Below are 17895 nucleotides of genomic sequence, written 5' to 3'. Positions count from 1 at the left end.
GAGAAATATACACAAAAACAATCATTTGAGATCGAAATCAAATATAAGCCTTCACACCTAGTGTTATATTCCTCCGCTAACTCTCTGAGAGAGATAGGAAAAGCACCTCCTATCTCCTTATCAAGCTATATATGGTTTACAGATGAAAAAACTACTTGTTGCGTTACTTCTTTTTAGTACTCATGCGTTTGCTGAAAACAACTTTTATGCTGGTGTCAGTGCATCCGTTTTCAACGATACCGAATTGAAATACAGCGGCATGAAGGTTGATAAAAATAGCGATGTGGGTGTTAACGCATTTACAGGCTATAGCTTCTCGATCTCTCCAGGCATGGATCTGGGTGTGGAAGTTGAATATCAACATTTTGGCAAAGCGAAGTTTTCTAGAACAGAAAGCGTTGAAGGCGAAGCTTTTTATGTCAACGTCAGGCCGAAGTTTGTTGAGTTGGGAAACAACCTCTACAGCGCGCTGATTTTTGGCGTTGGCTCTATGTCTTCAGAAATCACTATTGGTGGTCAAAAGTTTAAAGATTCAGACCTTTCTTACCAAGCGGGTTTCGAAATAGGCTACATGATTGACCAATTGGATATCGGCATCGGATACCGATATCAAACGGCAGATTTTGATGCGTTTAATGGTCTAGATGTATCAAACCAAGGCGTTGTTATCGGCGTTAGATATAATTTCTAATTCGTTTTCTGCTGGCGTTTAGGTAAATAAATGAGTCAGTTACACGTTGCGCTGACTCATTTTTCATTTCATGCACCCTTTACAAAAAGCAGCGATAAATCATCTCGATACGAACATCGATCGCTCAAAAACGCTAACGCCGAGCGAACGATAGACTTACTTCCCGTTAGGCACGTATAAATTACCCACCAGCTTTTCACAAAACGCATGGGTGGAAAAATTTCTAAGCTTTATCTGCTGATCGATACTTCCTGATTTCACCACACTGACCCAATCTTCCAGCATCGCTTTGAAGCCTTTGGTTTCCAATGTATCTGTCCAATCGGCCATTTCTATGCGCTCAGTTTTGCCATTTTCGAGTTTTTCACCGCGTAGAAAACCGTCAAATTGGTAGGCTTCGTTTTCAAAGCTCAGAGAAACGGACTCACAGGTTTTGCCAAATAAGCGGTTCATTTGGCCGTTAAACAGTGTGCCATTTTCCTCCCAGCTCAGGTTGATCATGGCGATTTCATCACCCTTGCGTTGCACAGAGATTTGCACATCTTGCTGGTCAATTCTCCCGTTAAGATTGAGCGAATCAATCACATGGATCATGTCATCAAGAACGAAGTTTTGTGCTGCGCCTGTCAGGTTCAATCTGTGCTTATGCCAAGTGATAGTTCGTAGGTCATGACGCGCCACCAGCGATTGCCAAAGCGGAATGTAGCGACGGTTGAAGCCAACAAACAATGGGACGGTTTGACGCTCTGAAAGCGCATGGAGTGCTTGGTAGTCAGCGAAATTCAGTGTAGCAGGCTTATCAACGAATACAGGAATGCCATGCTCGATAAAGAAGGTCGCAATGGGGGCATGGGTTTCACTGTTGGTGTGGATCATCACGCCATCGACATTCATATTCACCAGCTCTCGATAATCACGACACGTTTCTGTGATGCGGTACTCTCTGGCAACATCAGCCAGTTTTTCAGGGTTTCGGGTACACAACACTAACTCTAGGGCTGGCATACGGGTAAGCAACGGAAGGTAGGCTTTGGTGGCAATGTCACCCAAGCCAATCACGGCGATTCTCATTAATGTTCTTTCCGATTTATTTAATACTGATTAAAGACTGTATTCCCGCTCGACTTTAGCAATGCGCGCTGTAAACGCGGCATACCATTTTTTACGCCCAAGCTTTTGCGCTTCCAAGTGGTCGACGTTCGCTTTCCACTGTTTGATGGATTCAAGATCCTGCCAATACGAAACCGTAATGCCTAGCCCATCACGGGCGGATTCAACACCCAAAAAACCGGGTTGCTGCTCAGCGAGTTTGACCATTTTCCCTGCCATCTCGCCATAGCCATCGTCGATATCGGTTCGCAGGTTAGTGAAAATAACTGCGTAATAAGGGGGGACGGGGGTATTCGCAATATCTGACATGGGCATTCCTTTCCCGTTTATTTGACGTGGAAAGACAGCCTAGCGCAGAACACGCTTTAGCCCAAGTCACCCAGTTAACCTTTAACCGCCTTTAACCGCCTTTAACCGTCTCAAATGCACTAATGAAGCTCAGATTAATGGTTTTTTCCTCACAAAGTAGCATTGCAGCAATACCATTATGCGCTTAGCTTTAGTTTGAGCCCAAATAAATCAAGAGGTTAAGCATGATGGACAGCAAGAGACTCGCGCAAAGAATTCGTGTTGCATGTACCGCTATCGTGTTGATTACTGTTCCTTTTCTGACTCTCGCCACAGAACTACCTGTGGTGAAAGTCGGCGTGCTTAAGTTCGGGACAATCAATTGGGAAATGGATGTCATCAAACGCAATAAACTCGACGAAAAAGCGGGTTTTGTGCTCGATATCACCCCGCTTGCCGCCAAAAATGCGTCTTCCGTTGCACTGCAAGGCAAGGCTGTAGACGTCATTTTCTCTGATTGGGTATGGGTAAGCCGCCAGCGCGCAGCAGGGAAAAGCTATACCTTATCACCCACCTCAGCGACCGCAGGTGGCTTGTTTGCTGCGGCTGATCTCACACTAGCCACCCCTTGTGATATCGCCGGAAAACAACTGGGGATCGCAGGCGGTGCGGTAGACAAAACGTGGGTGCTTTATCAAGCGTATTGCAAAGCCAAAGAGAACAAAGACGTCAGTGAAGCCACCGAGCAGCAATTTGTCGCCCCGCCCCTTCTTAATAAATTACTCATGCAAGGCAAGCTGCCTGTCGGCATCAATTTTTGGCACTACGGCGCAAGGCTTGAAGCGGCGGGCTTCCAACCTGTTATCTCTCTTGATCAAATCGTTGAAGGTTTGGGCATCGACACGCAAGTGCCTATGCTCGGTTGGGTGTTTGATGAAAAATGGGCAGACGCCAACCCACAATTGGTTGCCGCATTTTTGAAAGCCTCAGCAGAAGCGAGAGGGATTTTGCAAACGTCCGACGAAGAATGGGACATCATTCGTCCCCTCACCAAAGCAGAAAATGATGCTGTGTTTAAGGCGCTTAAATCTTCATATCGCCGCGGATTTTCAGGCACATTTGGTGAAGCGCAACAAAAAGCCGCCGCCCAGATCTTCGACATTCTCGCCAAAGAAGGAGGGCCAAAACTGGTGGGTAAATCCGATTCGTTGAGTGAAGGCACATTCTGGCTCAATCAGTAAGCGTGCAAAGGTCTGGGATGATAGGTAAAGGGACTGCCATCACGTGATTCGGCTTAACTACACTCGCCTGCTGTTACCCGCATTGCTGATGATTTTCTGGCAATGGTCCGCGGTGTGGATAAACAATCCCGATTATCCCACGCCTGTTGCTGTCTACCATGCCTTCGTTTTTGAGCTGACACAGGAACAAATGCTCTATCACCTTGGCATGACGCTATGGCGGGTAGTGCTGAGCTTTGCGTTTTCAATGGTACTTGGCGTCATTTTTGGCATCATGATGGGGCGTTTCCCAAGGCTCAATGAACTGTCAGACCCAGTACTGATACTCGCCTTGAACATTCCCGCGCTGGTTACGATTTTGTTGTGCTATCTGAGTATTGGCCTGGTTGAAGCGGCTGCCGTGACTGCAGTGGCATTGAACAAAATCCCCACTGTGATCGCGATGATCCGCGAAGGCGCGCGCATGGTCGATGACGATTTGATCGACGTCGCTAGAGTATTTCAACTGCCGCCTTCTACTCGCTTTTTTCGAGTCTTCCTACCACAGCTTTACCCCTACATCATGGCATCCGCCAGAACTGGGCTGTCATTGATTTGGAAAATCGTTCTCGTGGTCGAGTTGATAGGACGCAGCAACGGCGTTGGTTTTAAGCTGCATACCCTGTTTCAGTTCTTCGATATTGCCGGCATCCTCGCATACACCTTTGCGTTTGTTGCCATCATCTATCTGCTTGAAGCACTGATCTTCCGTCCGCTCGACAGCGTTGTTTCGCGGGGGCGCGTATGATCTCGATTGCCCTGAATATTCAAAGCAAGCGCTATAAACACGATGCATTGGTTATTGCCGATCTGAAAGGCAACATCAAAGCAGGGAAAATCACCGCCATTGTCGGGCCATCTGGCTGCGGTAAATCCACCTTGTTGAACATGATTGCAGGGCTTGAAACATCACAACCCGATGAAATATCGTTTTCAAATCTACAAAATGCCCAACCAAGGGTTGGGTATATCTTCCAAGCCCCGCGCCTTATGCCGTGGCTAACCGCGAAAGAAAATTTGGCGCTGGTATGTGGCAAAGACAACCCAGCGATCGGTGAAACCCTTGATGCCATGGGTATCCTCGATAGACAAGACGCCTACCCCGCCGAATTGTCCGGTGGAATGCAAAAGCGAGTCAGCATCGCACGGGCGTTTGTTTACAACCCTGATCTCTTGTTGCTCGATGAGCCTTTTACCTCTTTGGATGCCCCCACCGCCGATCAGCTCAGACAACAATTGCTTGAAATGTGGGAGAGGCATCAATCCACCATGGTGTTTGTCACTCACGATCTTCGCGAAGCCATTTCACTGGCAGACGAAATTTGGTTCCTCAGTCGTTCGCCAACCACTGTGATTCATACCTTGCCCATAACACAGCCCACCGCACGTTTACTCGCCGACAAACAAGGACGCCATCAGATCGATCACATCACCACTAAGCTGATGGATGAACATCCAAACTTGCTCAGCGGCCTGATAGCTAATACCCCCTCTCAACAAGAGTAAAAAAATCCGCACAGCGTCATCGCACATCAAGGTGTAAGTTGCGTATAATGCCCGCTTTCTTACTGCCCGGTGGAATCCAACATGGCTAAGACGCTGACGCAAGAGCGCATCGCAGAAATCCTCAAACTAGACATTGACCAACGTTACAAATACTTAGTGAAAGAAGTCGTAGAGAATCGCGAGATTTGGATACTGACTGACGAGCACGGCTGCGTCATGCTCAATACCGAAGAAGAAGATTGCGTTCCCGTTTGGCCAAACGAAGAGTTTGCGCAAGAGTGGGCAACTGGTGAGTGGGAACACTGTAAACCTGAGGCCATTGGCCTGAACAAGTGGCATAGCCGTTGGACAAACGGGCTGCTGGACGATGAGCTTTCTATCGTCGCTTTCCCAAACATCGACTTAGAAGGTGTCGTGCTGTTCCCTGATGAGTTTGATTTTGATCTGACGAGTCTGGCGAAAAAGCAAAAGCGCTAAGTCTTCAGCCGTCGCGCCAATCACAGCATGCTGGTGTTGATGCAGAATGACGAAGAGTAAAGAATAAGCAGAGAGAGAGCGGGCAATGCCCGCTCTTTTTTTGTCGCTCTGAAAAAAAACCGAATTTAGCTCAGTCTCACTGGCTTCACATTGAGATGCTGGCTAAGTACATTGATGGCTGCCGCTTTGTATCGCGGGTTTGCATCAAGGTTCTCAAATAGCCATTTGCAGCTAAACACCATTTTAATGGCATGCACTTCTGGCACTTTCACTATGGCACTGGCAATGTCTTCCCATGCAAAAGCATCAACGTCATTTCGTGCTTCTTCAGCAACACTTGGCAAGGCCTCTGGAACGCCTTTTTCAATATATAGCGCCGTCAACCAAATCCAGTAACGTTGCCAAAGTTCAGCTAACAACGGGCGGAATCTGTCACTGTCACCAAGCACTGTCTGGGAAATGTCCACCAGCGCTTGAAACGCCGTCACGCCATGTAAGGTCGTGAGTGCGGGTTCAAACAGGTACAAGCCAATAGCACGATCACCGATTTCTTGAATTTTCAGCTCGAGATTTTCTTCAGTGATAAAGAAATTCTCCGCCACGGCGATATCGTGAAGCGCAGGCTCAGAACACAAACGCTCGCACACATTCAGGCTACCACCTCGAAAATTCAGCTCGGGTTTCGCAGCATGTAATGTCGCCCAATTGTCTTCGGCGCTGACCGAGATATTGGTGAAATCCGTGCGCGGCGGCAACATGCGTTTATACAGATCTTCATAGCGGATTGCCCAATACGCCAGTGCATCAGCGATCAACCCTTTATCGCCATGCATCATGGCAAAGCTTAATCTGATCAAGGGGTGAAACAGCCCCATCGGCAGCGCATATTGCAGCTTATCGAGCGCAGACATGATGTACGCATTTTGATCGTCCGTTGCTTGTAAACCGTCGAAAAACACACGCTGAAAATCTGCCAGCAGGTTTGCTTGTCCTACATAATCAGGCCAGTTTTCTTGTGTCACCACACCCTTGTCACGAAGACGAAGATCGTCAGTAATTTTTGAGCGATAACGCGGCCACGACGCACGAAAATCCCTGATGTTTTCATCACTGGCACCCAGTGCTTGCAACGACATAATGGTCATCGGGTAATGATTCGCCATCCCGCCTTTTGTCACACCACCAAGGTTGGGGTGAAACGCGCTGTCTTTCAGCATTTCATCATTTACCAACGCAGATATGTCAGCAGCTGCGTTGAATTGTCGTGTCGCAGTATTCGATGGATTAAATAACATGGTGACTCCTCCTTGCGTTGATAATGTGTTTGTTGCTGTGCCGACCTAAGATGCGTCTAAAAAATCCACATCTGGTGCGACAGGTACAATGCCGTGCGGATTTCGCAACGGACTTTTTGAGTGGTAGCCGCGGCGATACACATCCAGATCAATGGTGTCTCGCACGCCCGGCTGTCGAACCAAATCTTTCAAATACGCCGAAATATTCGGGTAATCTCTAAGCGCTTTCAGGTTACATTTGAACGCGGTGAAGTAACCCACATCAAAACGCACCAGCGTCGGCAGTAATCGCCAATCTGCTTCAGTGATCTTCCTCCCCAGCAAATACTTGTGATTCCCTAAACGGGTTTCTATTTCCTCCAACGACGCAAACAATGTCGTCACCGCTTCCGTATACGCCTCTTGTGTTCTGGCAAAGCCCGCTTTGTACACGCCATTATTCACGGTGTTGAAAACCCACTCGTTCATCGCATCAATGCGGTGCGCCAATTTAGACGGATAGAAATTTTGTTTATCACTTGTCACCTCGTTAAACGCACTGTTGAACATACGGATAATCTCAGACGACTCATTACTCACGATGGTCTGTGTTTTCTTGTCCCACAGCACAGGTACCGTCACGCGGCCTGTAAAATCGGGATTGGATTTCACGTAAAGCTGATGCATCGCATCGAGCCCAAACAGCTCATCAGTAAATCTCGGCGTACTTTTATCAAACACCCAACCTTGATCGGTGCGAAGCGGCGCAACCAGCGACAACCCGACCACATTCTGCAATTGCTTCACGTTGCGATAAATCAAGGTGCGATGCGCCCAAGGGCAATTCAACGCCGCGAACAAATGGTAGCGACCCGCTTCTGCTTTAAAGCCTGAATCACCGCTTATGCCCGCCTCTCCCGTTTCCGTTACCCACGAGCGAAATTTCGCCGTGCCGCGTTGAAATCGGCCATTGGCCTTTTCATATTCTTTGGTCTCCAACTCAAGCAATGCATCGTCGGTGAGCCAGCGTCCTTCAACTAATTTTCCCATTCCTTCATTCCTTTATTGCTTCTCAGCATTGCTTCTCAGCATTGCTTCTCAGTGCTGGTGCATATCATTGGTTGCCAATCTGCTCTCGCCCATGTGGCGTCACAAAATCCAACGCTGGGCCAATCGGCACAATGCGTGTCGGGTTCACCGTTTCGTGGCTACCGTAGTAATGCGCCTTGATATGGTCGATATGAACCGTGTCAGCAATACCCGGCATTTGATAAAGCTCGCGCAGGTATCCAAACAAATTTGGGTAATCGACAATACGACGGCGACTGCATTTGAAATGCCCAACATAAACGGCATCAAACCGAATCAAGGTGGTGAACAAACGCCAATCGGCCTCGGTTAATGCATCACCCAGCAAATAGCGCTGTGTGGCGAGTTTCACTTCCAATGCATCAAGTGCATCAAACACGTCATCTACCGCTTCGTCATACGCTGCTTGAGTGGTCGCAAACCCAGCGCGATACACACCATTGTTGATGTTTGGGTACACATAATCGTTCACCTCATCAATGGCTTCGCGTAGCGCCGTCGGGTAGTAATCACCTGGCTTTGCGCCCACTTCATCAAATGCGCTGTTCAACATGCGAATGATTTCCGCCGATTCATTGCTCACAATGGTGTGAGTTTTCTTATCCCACAGCACAGGCACAGTGACACGTCCGGTGTAATCGCTCATCGCCTCGGTATAGATTTGATGCAAATGCGTTTTACCGTTCACGCTATCTGGCACCACATCATCGCCAGGCATAAACGTCCAACCGTCATCGCCCATAAAGGCATTAACAACCGACACGGAGATCATGTCTTCGAGCCCTTTTAACGCACGAAAAATCAACGTCCGATGCGCCCAAGGACAAGCCAGTGACACATACAGATGGTATCTGCCCGGTTCAGCGTTAAACCCCGCATCACCGCTTGGCCCTGCGCCGCCATCTTGGGTTATCCAGTGACGAAAACTGGGTGCTTTCCGGGTAAAACGTCCGCCTGTCTTGCTGGTGTCATACCAATCGGTTCGCCACTTTCCATCTACTAATAAGCCCATTACCTGTCATCCTTTGCCATCAACTTTCGATGAACAAACAATAATCGACCTCTACGGGTGAATAAACAGAGGTAATGCGAAATGATTGTTCTCTATATGGGAACAAAGGGGGCGAAACGAGACAAGACATGAGATAGGAGTATTACGAGAAGAGAAGGGAAGAGAAGAGAAGAGAAGAGAAGCTAAGTCGTGAGAGCAGAGACAAGCCACTGACTTGCCTCTTTTTTGCCCCCCTTAAGCCGATCGTTTCAGTAGCACCATCACTTCGGCATGGTCGGTATGGGGGAACATATCAAACCATTGCAAGCGTTGAACGACATAGTTCTGCAAGACATCGAGATCGGTTCGCAGCGTGTCAGGGTTACAGCTGGAATAAATCATGTGTTTCGGTGCCAACTCTGAAAGCTGCGCCGCGAGCTCTTTACCCAAGCCACGGCGAGGCGGGTTCACTAGCACTAATTCGGGGGCGCTGTCTTGTCCTAGCGAAAACTTAGTGGAATCCAAGGCATCGAAATCAAGGTTCGTGATCCCCATTTCATCCGCAGAGCGTTTGGCGCTCGCAATCGCTTCAGGTTCAATCTCAATGCCTGTCACCGCGTTAGTTGCACTGGCGCAATGCAGCGCAAAACCACCGACACCACAGAAAAGATCCCACATACGCGTCGGCGCGATCTCTTTAACCCAATCACGCGCGGTCGCGTACAACTGAGCGGCCACTTTCGGGTTGGTCTGGAAAAAGCTTTTTGGACGGATCACTAAAGGCACATTGTTGAAACGCTCAACAAGGTGTTGCTCTTTCGTAAGGAAAATTTCTTCTTCCCCTTCCAAGCGAGCCATGTGAACGGGCTGAATATTCACCGTCACAACGCGCAGCTTTGGAAACGCCTGCTGCAAACGGGGAAGATTGGCTTCAATGCGCGCTATGGCATCATGGCTTCGCGCCACAAACCGCAACATAAACTCACCGTTGATCTCAGCGCGAGTAAGCAAAATATACTTCAGCTCACCTTTCTTTTTGGTTTTGTTATAAGGCGGAATGCCGGAGGTACGAATCCAATCACGCAGATAATCCAGCAACACTGTCATGTCATCTGTGTATAGGGAGCAATTGGTGAGGCTCGCAGGCTCGCCATTTGCCATTTCAATACCCAATACGGGCGCATGTGCTGCCCCCATCACCACCATTTTTGCTTTGTTGCGACAGGCGATTTCATCGCTCAACACTGGCGACAGCCATTGCTGTGGCATTCGTTGTTCAAACAACGCTTTTAACGCCTCGTCTTTCTGTGCAATCTGTTCTGTGTAAGGTATTTCTCTCAATGAACAGGAACGGCACGTATGCTGGTCAAAGAATTTGCAACGCATGGGGTTCCACCACCGCCGGAAAAAATGCAAGTCTATGCTTCCCACGAAAAATCACCATTCGCGTTGTTTTTCGTGATAATTGATGATTTTTATCGTAGATAAATCTGTCTTGATCCGACGTTTCAGGCATAGGACACAAAAGCGAATCTGACGACATACACTGGTGCACATCCCAAAGAAAATCTCTTTTTACTTGAGGTCATTGGCGCGGATAAGGAATACTATCGAAGGACAAAACGCCTTACCCTCGAGTGACATAAGAGACGTAGAAAATGAAAATTGATTTAACCCAGCTGGTCACAGAAAGCCGTAACCCAGCCAGTGCAAACATCGACACACTTTCCACGCTCGATATGCTGGCAGTGATTAATCAGGAAGATCAACAAGTGGCACTCGCCGTCAAATCACAACTGCCAGCCATTGCGCTCGCGGTTGATGCTATCACTCACGCATTTTCTCTTGGCGGACGTTTGATCTACATGGGTGCGGGCACGTCTGGTCGATTAGGTATCCTTGACGCCAGCGAATGCCCTCCGACATTTGGCACCAAAGCTGAGCAGGTCGTAGGATTAATTGCAGGAGGTCATCCTGCCATTCTCAAGGCGGTCGAAAATGCAGAAGACAATACAGAACTCGGTGAGCAGGATTTAAAAGATCTTAAGCTCTCAAACAAAGACGTACTTGTCGGTATCGCAGCCAGTGGACGCACCCCGTATGTATTGGGCGGCATGGCATACGCAAAGACATTAGGTGCCACCGTGGTCGCCATTGCCTGTAACCCACAGTGCGCCATGGTGGATGAAGCGGATATTGCTATCACGCCGATTGTTGGCCCTGAAGTTGTCACCGGATCTTCACGCATGAAAGCAGGAACAGCACAAAAACTTATCCTGAACATGCTCACCACAGGCGCGATGATCCGAAGCGGCAAAGTATATGGCAACTTAATGGTCGATGTAGAAGCCACCAACGCCAAGCTGATTCAGCGCCAAGTCAACATTGTCATGGAAGCAACAGGCGAATCTTCACACTCGGCTGAAGCAGCGCTTAATGCCTGCAACCGCCACTGCAAAACCGCCATTCTTATGCTTCTAGCAGGTATTAATGCAGAACAAGCGAAAGCACGATTGGAGCAACATCATGACTTTATCCGCAACGCTTTGAACAAACACCAATAAATAGCTGCACTCTTTTAGTGCGCTCTCGCACTATTTCTGCACAGCTTTGAAGCGACACGTTTCAAAGCTGTTATGCCAACTATTGAATCATTCCTTTTTAGTGCAGAACTAAATAGCATTATTTCAGTATGTTATAGAAAAACCGCACTCACTTGGCGCTCCTCTGCCCCCTATTGGAACAATCAGGCATGCTTTGTGCTTTGTTGCCCTCAATGGAAATTTGTTCTCATGGAAGTAGAGGAAAAACAACGTGGAAAACATCAGCAGCGCGATTCAAACGCTAACAGAAAGCGCGAACACGCTATTTATCTTGATGGGTGCCATCATGGTACTCGCCATGCACGCAGGCTTTGCCTTTTTGGAAGTCGGCACTGTCAGACACCGTAACCAAGTGAATGCCTTGGTCAAAATCATGTCAGACTTTGGTTTCTCAGCGCTTGCATACTTCTTTATTGGCTACTGGGTAGCCTATGACACCACCTTTTTTAGCAGCGCAGAAACACTCTCCGCCAACAACGGTTATGAACTCGTTAAGTTCTTTTTCTTGATGACATTTGCCGCCGCTATTCCCGCCATTATCTCCGGTGGCGTGGCAGAGCGTGCGAAGTTCACCCCTATGTTAATTGCCGCTGCGGCCATCGTGGCTTTTGTTTATCCGTTCTTTGAAGGCTTAATTTGGAACGGTAACTTCGGCTTCCAAGATTGGCTAGACGCCTCGTTCGGTGCGCCTTTTCATGACTTTGCAGGTTCTGTTGTTGTGCATGCTGTCGGCGGCTGGATTGCCCTTGCTGCCGTTATGATCCTTGGCGTGCGCAAAGGCCGCTACCGTGGCGGTAAACTTATCGCTTTCGCACCATCAAACATTCCGTTTCTTGCACTTGGCGCATGGATCCTCACCATTGGTTGGTTCGGCTTTAACGTCATGTCTGCACAAACGCTGGATGGCATTAGCGGATTAGTCGCAGTGAATACTTTAATGGCGATGGTTGGCGGTATCGTCGCATCGCTCATCGTGGGTAAAAATGACCCCGGCTTCCTACACAATGGTCCCCTTGCTGGTCTTGTCGCTGTGTGTGCGGGCTCTGACCTGATGCACCCAATTGGTGCACTCGTCACCGGTGGTGTTGCTGGCGCCTTGTTCGTTTGGTTATTCACCTTGACCCAGAACCGTTTGAAAATTGATGATGTTTTGGGTGTTTGGCCGTTGCACGGCGTATGTGGTGTTTGGGGTGGTCTCGCCGCCGGTATTTTCGGCTTAGAAGCACTGGGCGGTTTGGGCGGCGTGAGCTTCATCTCTCAGCTCATCGGCACCATTGCAGGTGTTGTGGTGGCCTTCGTGGGCGGGTGGATTGTCTACACCGCCGTCGATAAAGCCGCAGGCATTCGTATGACGGAAGAAGAAGAGTACAACGGCGCAGACTTGGCGATTCACAAAATCGCCTCGACGTCAGAAGACTAATCACGCACCTTGCTGAAGCAGTTTGAAAAGCCCATCTCTGCCTGTGAGATGGGCTTTTTTTTGTCGCTGAGAACACCCTGAAGTGGAGTAAAAACAAGAAACAAGAAACAAGAAACAAGAAACAAACGACTGTGTAGTGAGCTATTTCTGTAAAAAGTGTGATTGATAAAACTTCGGTGTGACGGCGAGTTTCTTTTTGAATTGGCGCTGGAAATGGGCTTGATCAGAAAAACCAAGCTGCAGCGCAACGTCTGAGATGTCTTTGCCAGATTTCAGCATCACTTTGGCGCGCTTAATTTTCTCATCCATCAAATAAGCGTGAGGCGGCAAACCAAATTGACTTTTGAATGCCCGAAGTAGCTGATAGCGACTCATCCCCGCCTCTTCAGCAAGCTCATCCAGTTGATGGGCATGATCAATGTCATCGAGCATCTTTTCACGAATGTGAGTCAAATACGGTTGCTGGGCCATTTTCCCAATGTGATCGTGGGATTGCTTCCCGAGCATCACTTCGATGAAGTCGTACAAACAGACCTGCGCCTGCAGTGCACTGGAATCCGCTTGAAGCGCATCGAAAAGAGCTTGAAAGCGCTGTTTGATGAAAGGACTTCGTTCCAAGTCGTTCAAAAATGGCGTGTAATCATTGCTACCGCGTTGAAGGACATCTCGCTGCACATCGCCCATCTTTAACGTATCAACAAACAACATGCTGTAAGACCACGTACCCGCATTGGGGTTACACGCATGGACATCCGCGGGGTTAATCGTCACCACATCACCTTCGCCAATAGGGTGGGTTTTCTGACGATTTCGATAGTACGCATGGCCTTGATTAATGATGCCAAACGAAAACTCATCGTGAGAATGCGCGTCATAACAGGCATGACTTTGGTTGGCGACTCGCAGTTCAACCCAAGGCAACACAGTGCTTTGTTTGAAGCTGGCACTCCCGTCCTTTTTCATCGCAATCCTCTTGCCTGTTTGCCGTTATCACTTAGATCCATATCATTAGCACAGAAACGGCCAACAACACACCCATCACACGATTAAACTGACGTTGTTGCCTTGGATTCTCGAGACGGCTTGCAAGCACAGTGCCCAGCACAGCCCACACACCCACGCCAATTAAACACAGTACCAATGAGACGCTGGTAAAAATCAGCAAATATAGGTTTTCATCACCACGTCCAAACACAAACAAACTGATTCCTGACATAGCAACTAACCACGCTTTGGGGTTGAGAAGTTGTGTCAATGAACCTGTCCACAGTCCCGATCGCGCCGTATGTGAAGCCGCTATTCTTGTCACTGGTGCAGTGAAAATTTTATAGGCTAAGTAAAAAAGATACAGGCTGCCAACGACCTGCATGACCGCTTCAAGTTTAGGTAAAACGTGCAGCAACCCCTGCATCACGTTCCCCGACAGATACACCACAAAGGCATAGGCCAACGAAGCGCCCAAGACATGTTTTGCAGCTTCCTTCACGCCCGCGTTTACCGCTGTGCTGGTGGCCAGAATATTCACAGGCCCCGGTGTTACGGCCCCCACAAAGGCGAAAGTCGCCATCGCTAAAATCACACTTCCCATGTACTGCTCCCTTTTCAACGAACAGAGAATATTCGATAGCGCAGAAAAGGTATTGAACGATATTGCAGGGATGATCATTTACTGAGGCCACAAATAGAGCTAACGCAGAGTGCCATGCATCCTGACTGACTTATCAGAGCTGGAAATTCATCTTCTCACCCATTGCTCGTCACTCCGATATGATAAGATTTCCGAAACATCCCTTCTCGTTTTATTACCATGCAAACCACTATTATTGCCTTGTTAGAGCAAGATCCAGACAGAATGCGCGCACTCCAAACAGCCCAAAGCTTGGGGTTGTCACAGTGTTACCTCGCTGCAGGGTTTGTTCGAAATCTGGTTTGGGATCATTTGCATGAGAAGCCGGTGCCTACGCCACTTAATGATGTGGACCTCATCTATTTCGATCCGCACGAACCTGACGACAGCACCTATCTTGCTTATGAAGCTCAGCTACACGCGCTTATGCCATCGCTGAACTGGCAGGTGCGCAATCAAGCCAACATGCATGTAAGAAATGGGGATCCCGTCTATCGAGATGTGATTGATGCCATGAGCTATTGGCCAGAAAAAGAAACGGCAGTCGCTGCCAGACTTTCACCGCAAAATGAAATGGAATGTATATCTGCATTCGGGTTTGAGTCTCTTTTTGCCTTGCGGATCACGCCGAACCCCAAACGGGACATCACGATTTCCAAACACAGAATTAAAAGTAAAAACTGGCTGACACTTTGGCCAAAACTCATGCTTGATAAAAGTACCTGAGGGTTTAGCTACAAACACCCTCCCAAATTTCAGGGAGGGCATGATCCTGCGGGGCGATAGGAAGTTTGATTTCAGACACCCAGTTTGCGTCGTAGGTGGTAAACGTAATATTAGGGTCATTACTTGGCAACTGACCATCAGGAAAGTCTTTTGGCGTGTAGTTTCCTGCTATGACTGACGCAGAGAGAAACGCCAAGCTCAGACTCCCTGCTAGGTTTGTATATTTTTTTAGATATTTTGCATTCATTGAATTTCCTTTCTCTATTGTCTGCCAGCAGATTCACTGACTGCGAGAAATGTTATTCAATTCATGCTGATAAATGTGTTCATGAAGTGAGATGTCGCGTTGTTCTCAATGATATCGCTTCAAGAAGCAAAAAAATCCCGGCATCCAAGGAGGAAATGCCGGGTACAGATATCAGAACCGTAAGAGCAGGACTGTTATCAAAGGAGAATGTTCGCGCTAATGCCAACTCGAAAGGCGTTAGCGCAGAAGATCACGACGCAGAAACAGAAAGCCCGTTTGCATCAAAAAAGTGAAGCTTGTTGGCGTGGAACTGAAGACCAACATGATCTCCCGCTGCAACTTCACTCTCTCCGTCAGTGCGAACGGTCAATTTGCCCAATTCGCCGCAATCAACAACGAGATAGATATCCGCACCTAGGTATTCAGTCACATCAATAATGCCTTGGCAGTCACCTTTTTCCGGAGACACCAGATCAATGGCTTCAGGTCGAACACCGATTTGCGTTGCTTCACGCCCATAAGGATACGCACCGCCTTCGCTACCACCCGCAAGCACATACTTATCGCCTTCTGTCATGCACGGCATCACATTCATTTTTGGACTACCAATAAACTGCGCCACAAACAGGTTTTCAGGGTGGTTGTACAAGGTTTTTGGGCTGCCCACCTGTTCAATGATTCCGCCTTGCAACACCACAATCTTGTCGGCAAGCGTCATCGCTTCAACCTGGTCGTGGGTCACGTAAATCATGGTGGATTTCAGTGATTGGTGCAGCTTGGCGATTTCATAACGCATTTCAACACGCAAGGAGGCATCAAGGTTAGACAGAGGTTCGTCGAACAAAAACGCGGTGGGATCGCGCACAATGGAACGACCAATCGCAACGCGCTGACGTTGACCGCCCGATAAATTGCGTGGACGCCGATCTAAGTACGTATCTAACTTCAGCACTTGCGCGGCGTAATTCACTTTTTCATCGATTTCTGCTTGAGGACGCCCCTGCGTTTTCAAGCTAAAGCCCATGTTCTCACGCACCGTCATGTGCGGATACAATGCATAACTTTGAAACACCATAGTGAGGCCACGTTTCGCGGGGGGCTGATCGGTCATATCAATATCATCTATCAAAATCTGCCCGCGGCTGGTTTCTTCAAGCCCAGCGATCATGCGCAATAAGGTTGATTTACCACACCCTGATGGCCCAACGAAAATGACGAGTTCGCCCTCTTCAACTGACAAATCGATACCTTTGATCACTTGCGTGTTGCCATACCACTTTTCAACACGATTGAGTTGAATCGATCCCATGTTCCTAGCCTCCTGCTATGTCTGACAACGACCATGACAACCACACTGATGCTGTCCATGTGAAATGACCACCGCCCGCCGATGTTCCATCGTCTGCGTTGAAATATTCTGCAAATCCAAAATTCGATATCAGCCCTGCGGTTTGCTGCCGCACCGCACGCGCCAAGACGACATGGCCTTGATCTTCCAGCCCCCAGCCAATCAATGCGTTCATGATCCCCCAAACAGGGCCGCGCCAGTAACGCATAGCATCGTATTTATCACCCGCGGGGTCATAGCTCGGCACAATGTAATGTCCGCTCGCCAACAAGCGCTCAAGGTGTTCAACCATACCGGGGCTTTCAATGCCTGCATACCAGCAAAGAAAGGAGGCATTCGATAAACTGCCTGCGAACTTGCCATTGCGAAGATTGACACTGTCGAACGCTTTCATTTCTTCGTTCCAAAGCTGCATGCAGCCTTGTTCTAGCGTTGCAATCCATGTTTCCACTTCACTGACATCTTCACCGAGCATTTTGCCTATTTCGGCCAGATCACGATGACCGCGAAGCAATGTGAATGTCAGAGTTGGGTCTGCGACACGCAGTGGCCCATTATTGGCAATTTCTTCCTCATCCCAGCCCGAGTCTCGCCCAAAATACAGCAGCGCAAGATAGCGATCGTAATCAAGCTTGGTCGGGCGCATGGAAGCATCGACGTGTGACGTATCACGACGTTTGTACTCACCGACAGCGGAGGTATCAATCGCTTCTGAGGCTTCATCCCAATCCGGTGCATTGTCTCGGCCACTTTCCCACGGGTGCGTGCTTGCAATCGCGCCAGACTCACCACGACAGTCCATGTACCAACGGTGCCATTTCACCAATGCAGGATAGAGTTTTCTGAGCTTCTCTTCGCCCAAGACGGTATCGCGCTGGTAAATTTTTCTGGCAAAGGTTGCTATCAGCGGTGGTTGGCTGATCCCCGATGAGGCAATCGGCCCTTTTCCCTGCCACACATCGGGGCCGGGGAAGTAGCCTTCATCGGGCTGATGGAACACAATGTGCGGCACCATGCCGTTTTGCCATTGCGCCGTAAACAGGGTTTCGATTTCTAACCATGCTCGCGGTAAATCAAAGGTTGCGAACCCGAGTGCAGCAAAAGCACTGTCCCAGTTCCACTGATACGGGTAAAGCCCCGCCGTTGGTATTGTGTAACCGCCACGATCATTGTCTTTCAATATATCGATAGCTTGTTGATCTAACTTTTCCATCATCG

At 48.6% G+C, this 17895-nt stretch carries 19 protein-coding genes; 8 read left to right on the top strand and 11 right to left on the bottom strand.

Annotated elements, in window-relative coordinates:
* The first annotated feature begins 142 nt into the window (after positions 1 to 142).
* Positions 143 to 691: a porin family protein gene (locus AB8599_RS19010; RefSeq protein ID WP_407333304.1), complete on the top strand. Its 549-nt coding sequence runs from the start codon at positions 143 to 145 to the stop codon at positions 689 to 691.
* A 156-nt stretch (positions 692 to 847) separates the two neighbouring features.
* On the opposite strand, the gene AB8599_RS19005 is transcribed toward AB8599_RS19010, so the two are convergent.
* Positions 848 to 1762 carry a Gfo/Idh/MocA family protein gene (locus AB8599_RS19005; RefSeq protein WP_407333303.1) on the bottom strand — a complete coding sequence of 305 codons (915 nt, stop codon included), beginning with the start codon at positions 1760 to 1762 and terminating at the stop codon, positions 848 to 850.
* 30 nt (positions 1763 to 1792) lie between these two features.
* A complete protein-coding gene (locus AB8599_RS19000; RefSeq protein ID WP_407333302.1) occupies positions 1793 to 2110 on the bottom strand; it encodes an antibiotic biosynthesis monooxygenase family protein in 318 nt (105 codons plus the stop codon).
* Positions 2111 to 2334: 224 nt separating this feature from the next.
* Here AB8599_RS19000 and AB8599_RS18995 point away from each other — a divergent pair, with 224 nt between their 5' ends.
* From AB8599_RS18995 to AB8599_RS18980, 4 genes are all read left to right on the top strand, one after another.
* A complete protein-coding gene (locus tag AB8599_RS18995; RefSeq protein ID WP_407333301.1) occupies positions 2335 to 3330 on the top strand; it encodes an ABC transporter substrate-binding protein in 996 nt (331 codons plus the stop codon).
* A gap of 43 nt (positions 3331 to 3373) precedes the next feature.
* Complete coding sequence (locus AB8599_RS18990; RefSeq protein ID WP_407333300.1) at positions 3374 to 4117, top strand: ABC transporter permease; 744 nt, start codon at positions 3374 to 3376, stop codon at positions 4115 to 4117.
* Positions 4114 to 4875, top strand: a complete 762-nt coding sequence (locus AB8599_RS18985) for an ABC transporter ATP-binding protein (RefSeq protein WP_407333299.1) — start codon at positions 4114 to 4116, stop codon at positions 4873 to 4875. The genes AB8599_RS18990 and AB8599_RS18985 overlap by 4 nt, the downstream gene beginning before the upstream one ends.
* A gap of 81 nt (positions 4876 to 4956) precedes the next feature.
* Positions 4957 to 5352, top strand: coding sequence for a DUF2750 domain-containing protein (locus tag AB8599_RS18980; protein ID WP_407333298.1), 396 nt, complete (start codon positions 4957 to 4959; stop codon positions 5350 to 5352).
* A gap of 125 nt (positions 5353 to 5477) precedes the next feature.
* On the opposite strand, the gene AB8599_RS18975 is transcribed toward AB8599_RS18980, so the two are convergent.
* From AB8599_RS18975 to rlmC, 4 genes are all read right to left on the bottom strand, one after another.
* Positions 5478 to 6647, bottom strand: a complete 1170-nt coding sequence (locus AB8599_RS18975; protein ID WP_407333297.1) for a questin oxidase family protein — start codon at positions 6645 to 6647, stop codon at positions 5478 to 5480.
* Positions 6648 to 6692: 45 nt separating this feature from the next.
* Positions 6693 to 7676, bottom strand: a complete 984-nt coding sequence (locus AB8599_RS18970) for a glutathione S-transferase family protein (RefSeq protein ID WP_407333296.1) — start codon at positions 7674 to 7676, stop codon at positions 6693 to 6695.
* A gap of 64 nt (positions 7677 to 7740) precedes the next feature.
* On the bottom strand, positions 7741 to 8727 hold the full coding sequence (locus tag AB8599_RS18965) for a glutathione S-transferase family protein (protein ID WP_407333295.1): 987 nt from the start codon (positions 8725 to 8727) through the stop codon (positions 7741 to 7743).
* Positions 8728 to 8961: 234 nt separating this feature from the next.
* The gene (gene rlmC, locus AB8599_RS18960; protein WP_407333294.1) at positions 8962 to 10092 is read right to left on the bottom strand and encodes a 23S rRNA (uracil(747)-C(5))-methyltransferase RlmC; all 1131 of its coding nucleotides are present in this window, start codon (positions 10090 to 10092) and stop codon (positions 8962 to 8964) included.
* A 272-nt stretch (positions 10093 to 10364) separates the two neighbouring features.
* Here rlmC and murQ point away from each other — a divergent pair, with 272 nt between their 5' ends.
* Together murQ and AB8599_RS18950 are read left to right on the top strand one after the other, a co-directional pair.
* Entirely contained in the window at positions 10365 to 11270 is a 906-nt protein-coding gene (gene murQ, locus AB8599_RS18955; protein WP_407333293.1) for an N-acetylmuramic acid 6-phosphate etherase, read from the top strand.
* 250 nt (positions 11271 to 11520) lie between these two features.
* Positions 11521 to 12729 (top strand): ammonium transporter, encoded by a 1209-nt coding sequence (locus AB8599_RS18950; RefSeq protein WP_407333292.1) that lies wholly within the window; start codon positions 11521 to 11523, stop codon positions 12727 to 12729.
* A 141-nt stretch (positions 12730 to 12870) separates the two neighbouring features.
* Here AB8599_RS18950 and AB8599_RS18945 read toward each other — a convergent pair whose 3' ends face one another.
* Both AB8599_RS18945 and AB8599_RS18940 read right to left on the bottom strand, forming a co-directional pair.
* Complete coding sequence (locus AB8599_RS18945) at positions 12871 to 13692, bottom strand: AraC family transcriptional regulator (protein ID WP_407333291.1); 822 nt, start codon at positions 13690 to 13692, stop codon at positions 12871 to 12873.
* A 31-nt stretch (positions 13693 to 13723) separates the two neighbouring features.
* Positions 13724 to 14317: a LysE family translocator gene (locus AB8599_RS18940; protein ID WP_407333290.1), complete on the bottom strand. Its 594-nt coding sequence runs from the start codon at positions 14315 to 14317 to the stop codon at positions 13724 to 13726.
* Positions 14318 to 14536: 219 nt separating this feature from the next.
* Between AB8599_RS18940 and AB8599_RS18935 the strand changes: the two genes are divergently transcribed.
* Positions 14537 to 15082 carry a nucleotidyltransferase family protein gene (locus AB8599_RS18935; protein WP_407333289.1) on the top strand — a complete coding sequence of 182 codons (546 nt, stop codon included), beginning with the start codon at positions 14537 to 14539 and terminating at the stop codon, positions 15080 to 15082.
* Positions 15083 to 15086: 4 nt separating this feature from the next.
* Here AB8599_RS18935 and AB8599_RS18930 read toward each other — a convergent pair whose 3' ends face one another.
* The 3 genes from AB8599_RS18930 to AB8599_RS18920 form a co-directional block, all read right to left on the bottom strand.
* The gene (locus AB8599_RS18930) at positions 15087 to 15329 is read right to left on the bottom strand and encodes a hypothetical protein (RefSeq protein ID WP_407333288.1); all 243 of its coding nucleotides are present in this window, start codon (positions 15327 to 15329) and stop codon (positions 15087 to 15089) included.
* Positions 15330 to 15579: 250 nt separating this feature from the next.
* The gene (locus tag AB8599_RS18925; RefSeq protein WP_407333287.1) at positions 15580 to 16638 is read right to left on the bottom strand and encodes an ABC transporter ATP-binding protein; all 1059 of its coding nucleotides are present in this window, start codon (positions 16636 to 16638) and stop codon (positions 15580 to 15582) included.
* 4 nt (positions 16639 to 16642) lie between these two features.
* Positions 16643 to 17890: an MGH1-like glycoside hydrolase domain-containing protein gene (locus AB8599_RS18920; RefSeq protein WP_407333286.1), complete on the bottom strand. Its 1248-nt coding sequence runs from the start codon at positions 17888 to 17890 to the stop codon at positions 16643 to 16645.
* Between the last annotated feature and the right edge of the window lie 5 nt (positions 17891 to 17895).

This window comes from Enterovibrio litoreus (genome assembly GCF_045679545.1).
Taxonomy (GTDB): Bacteria; Pseudomonadota; Gammaproteobacteria; order Enterobacterales; family Vibrionaceae; genus Enterovibrio.
This window is presented reverse-complemented; position numbering and strand designations above follow the sequence as displayed.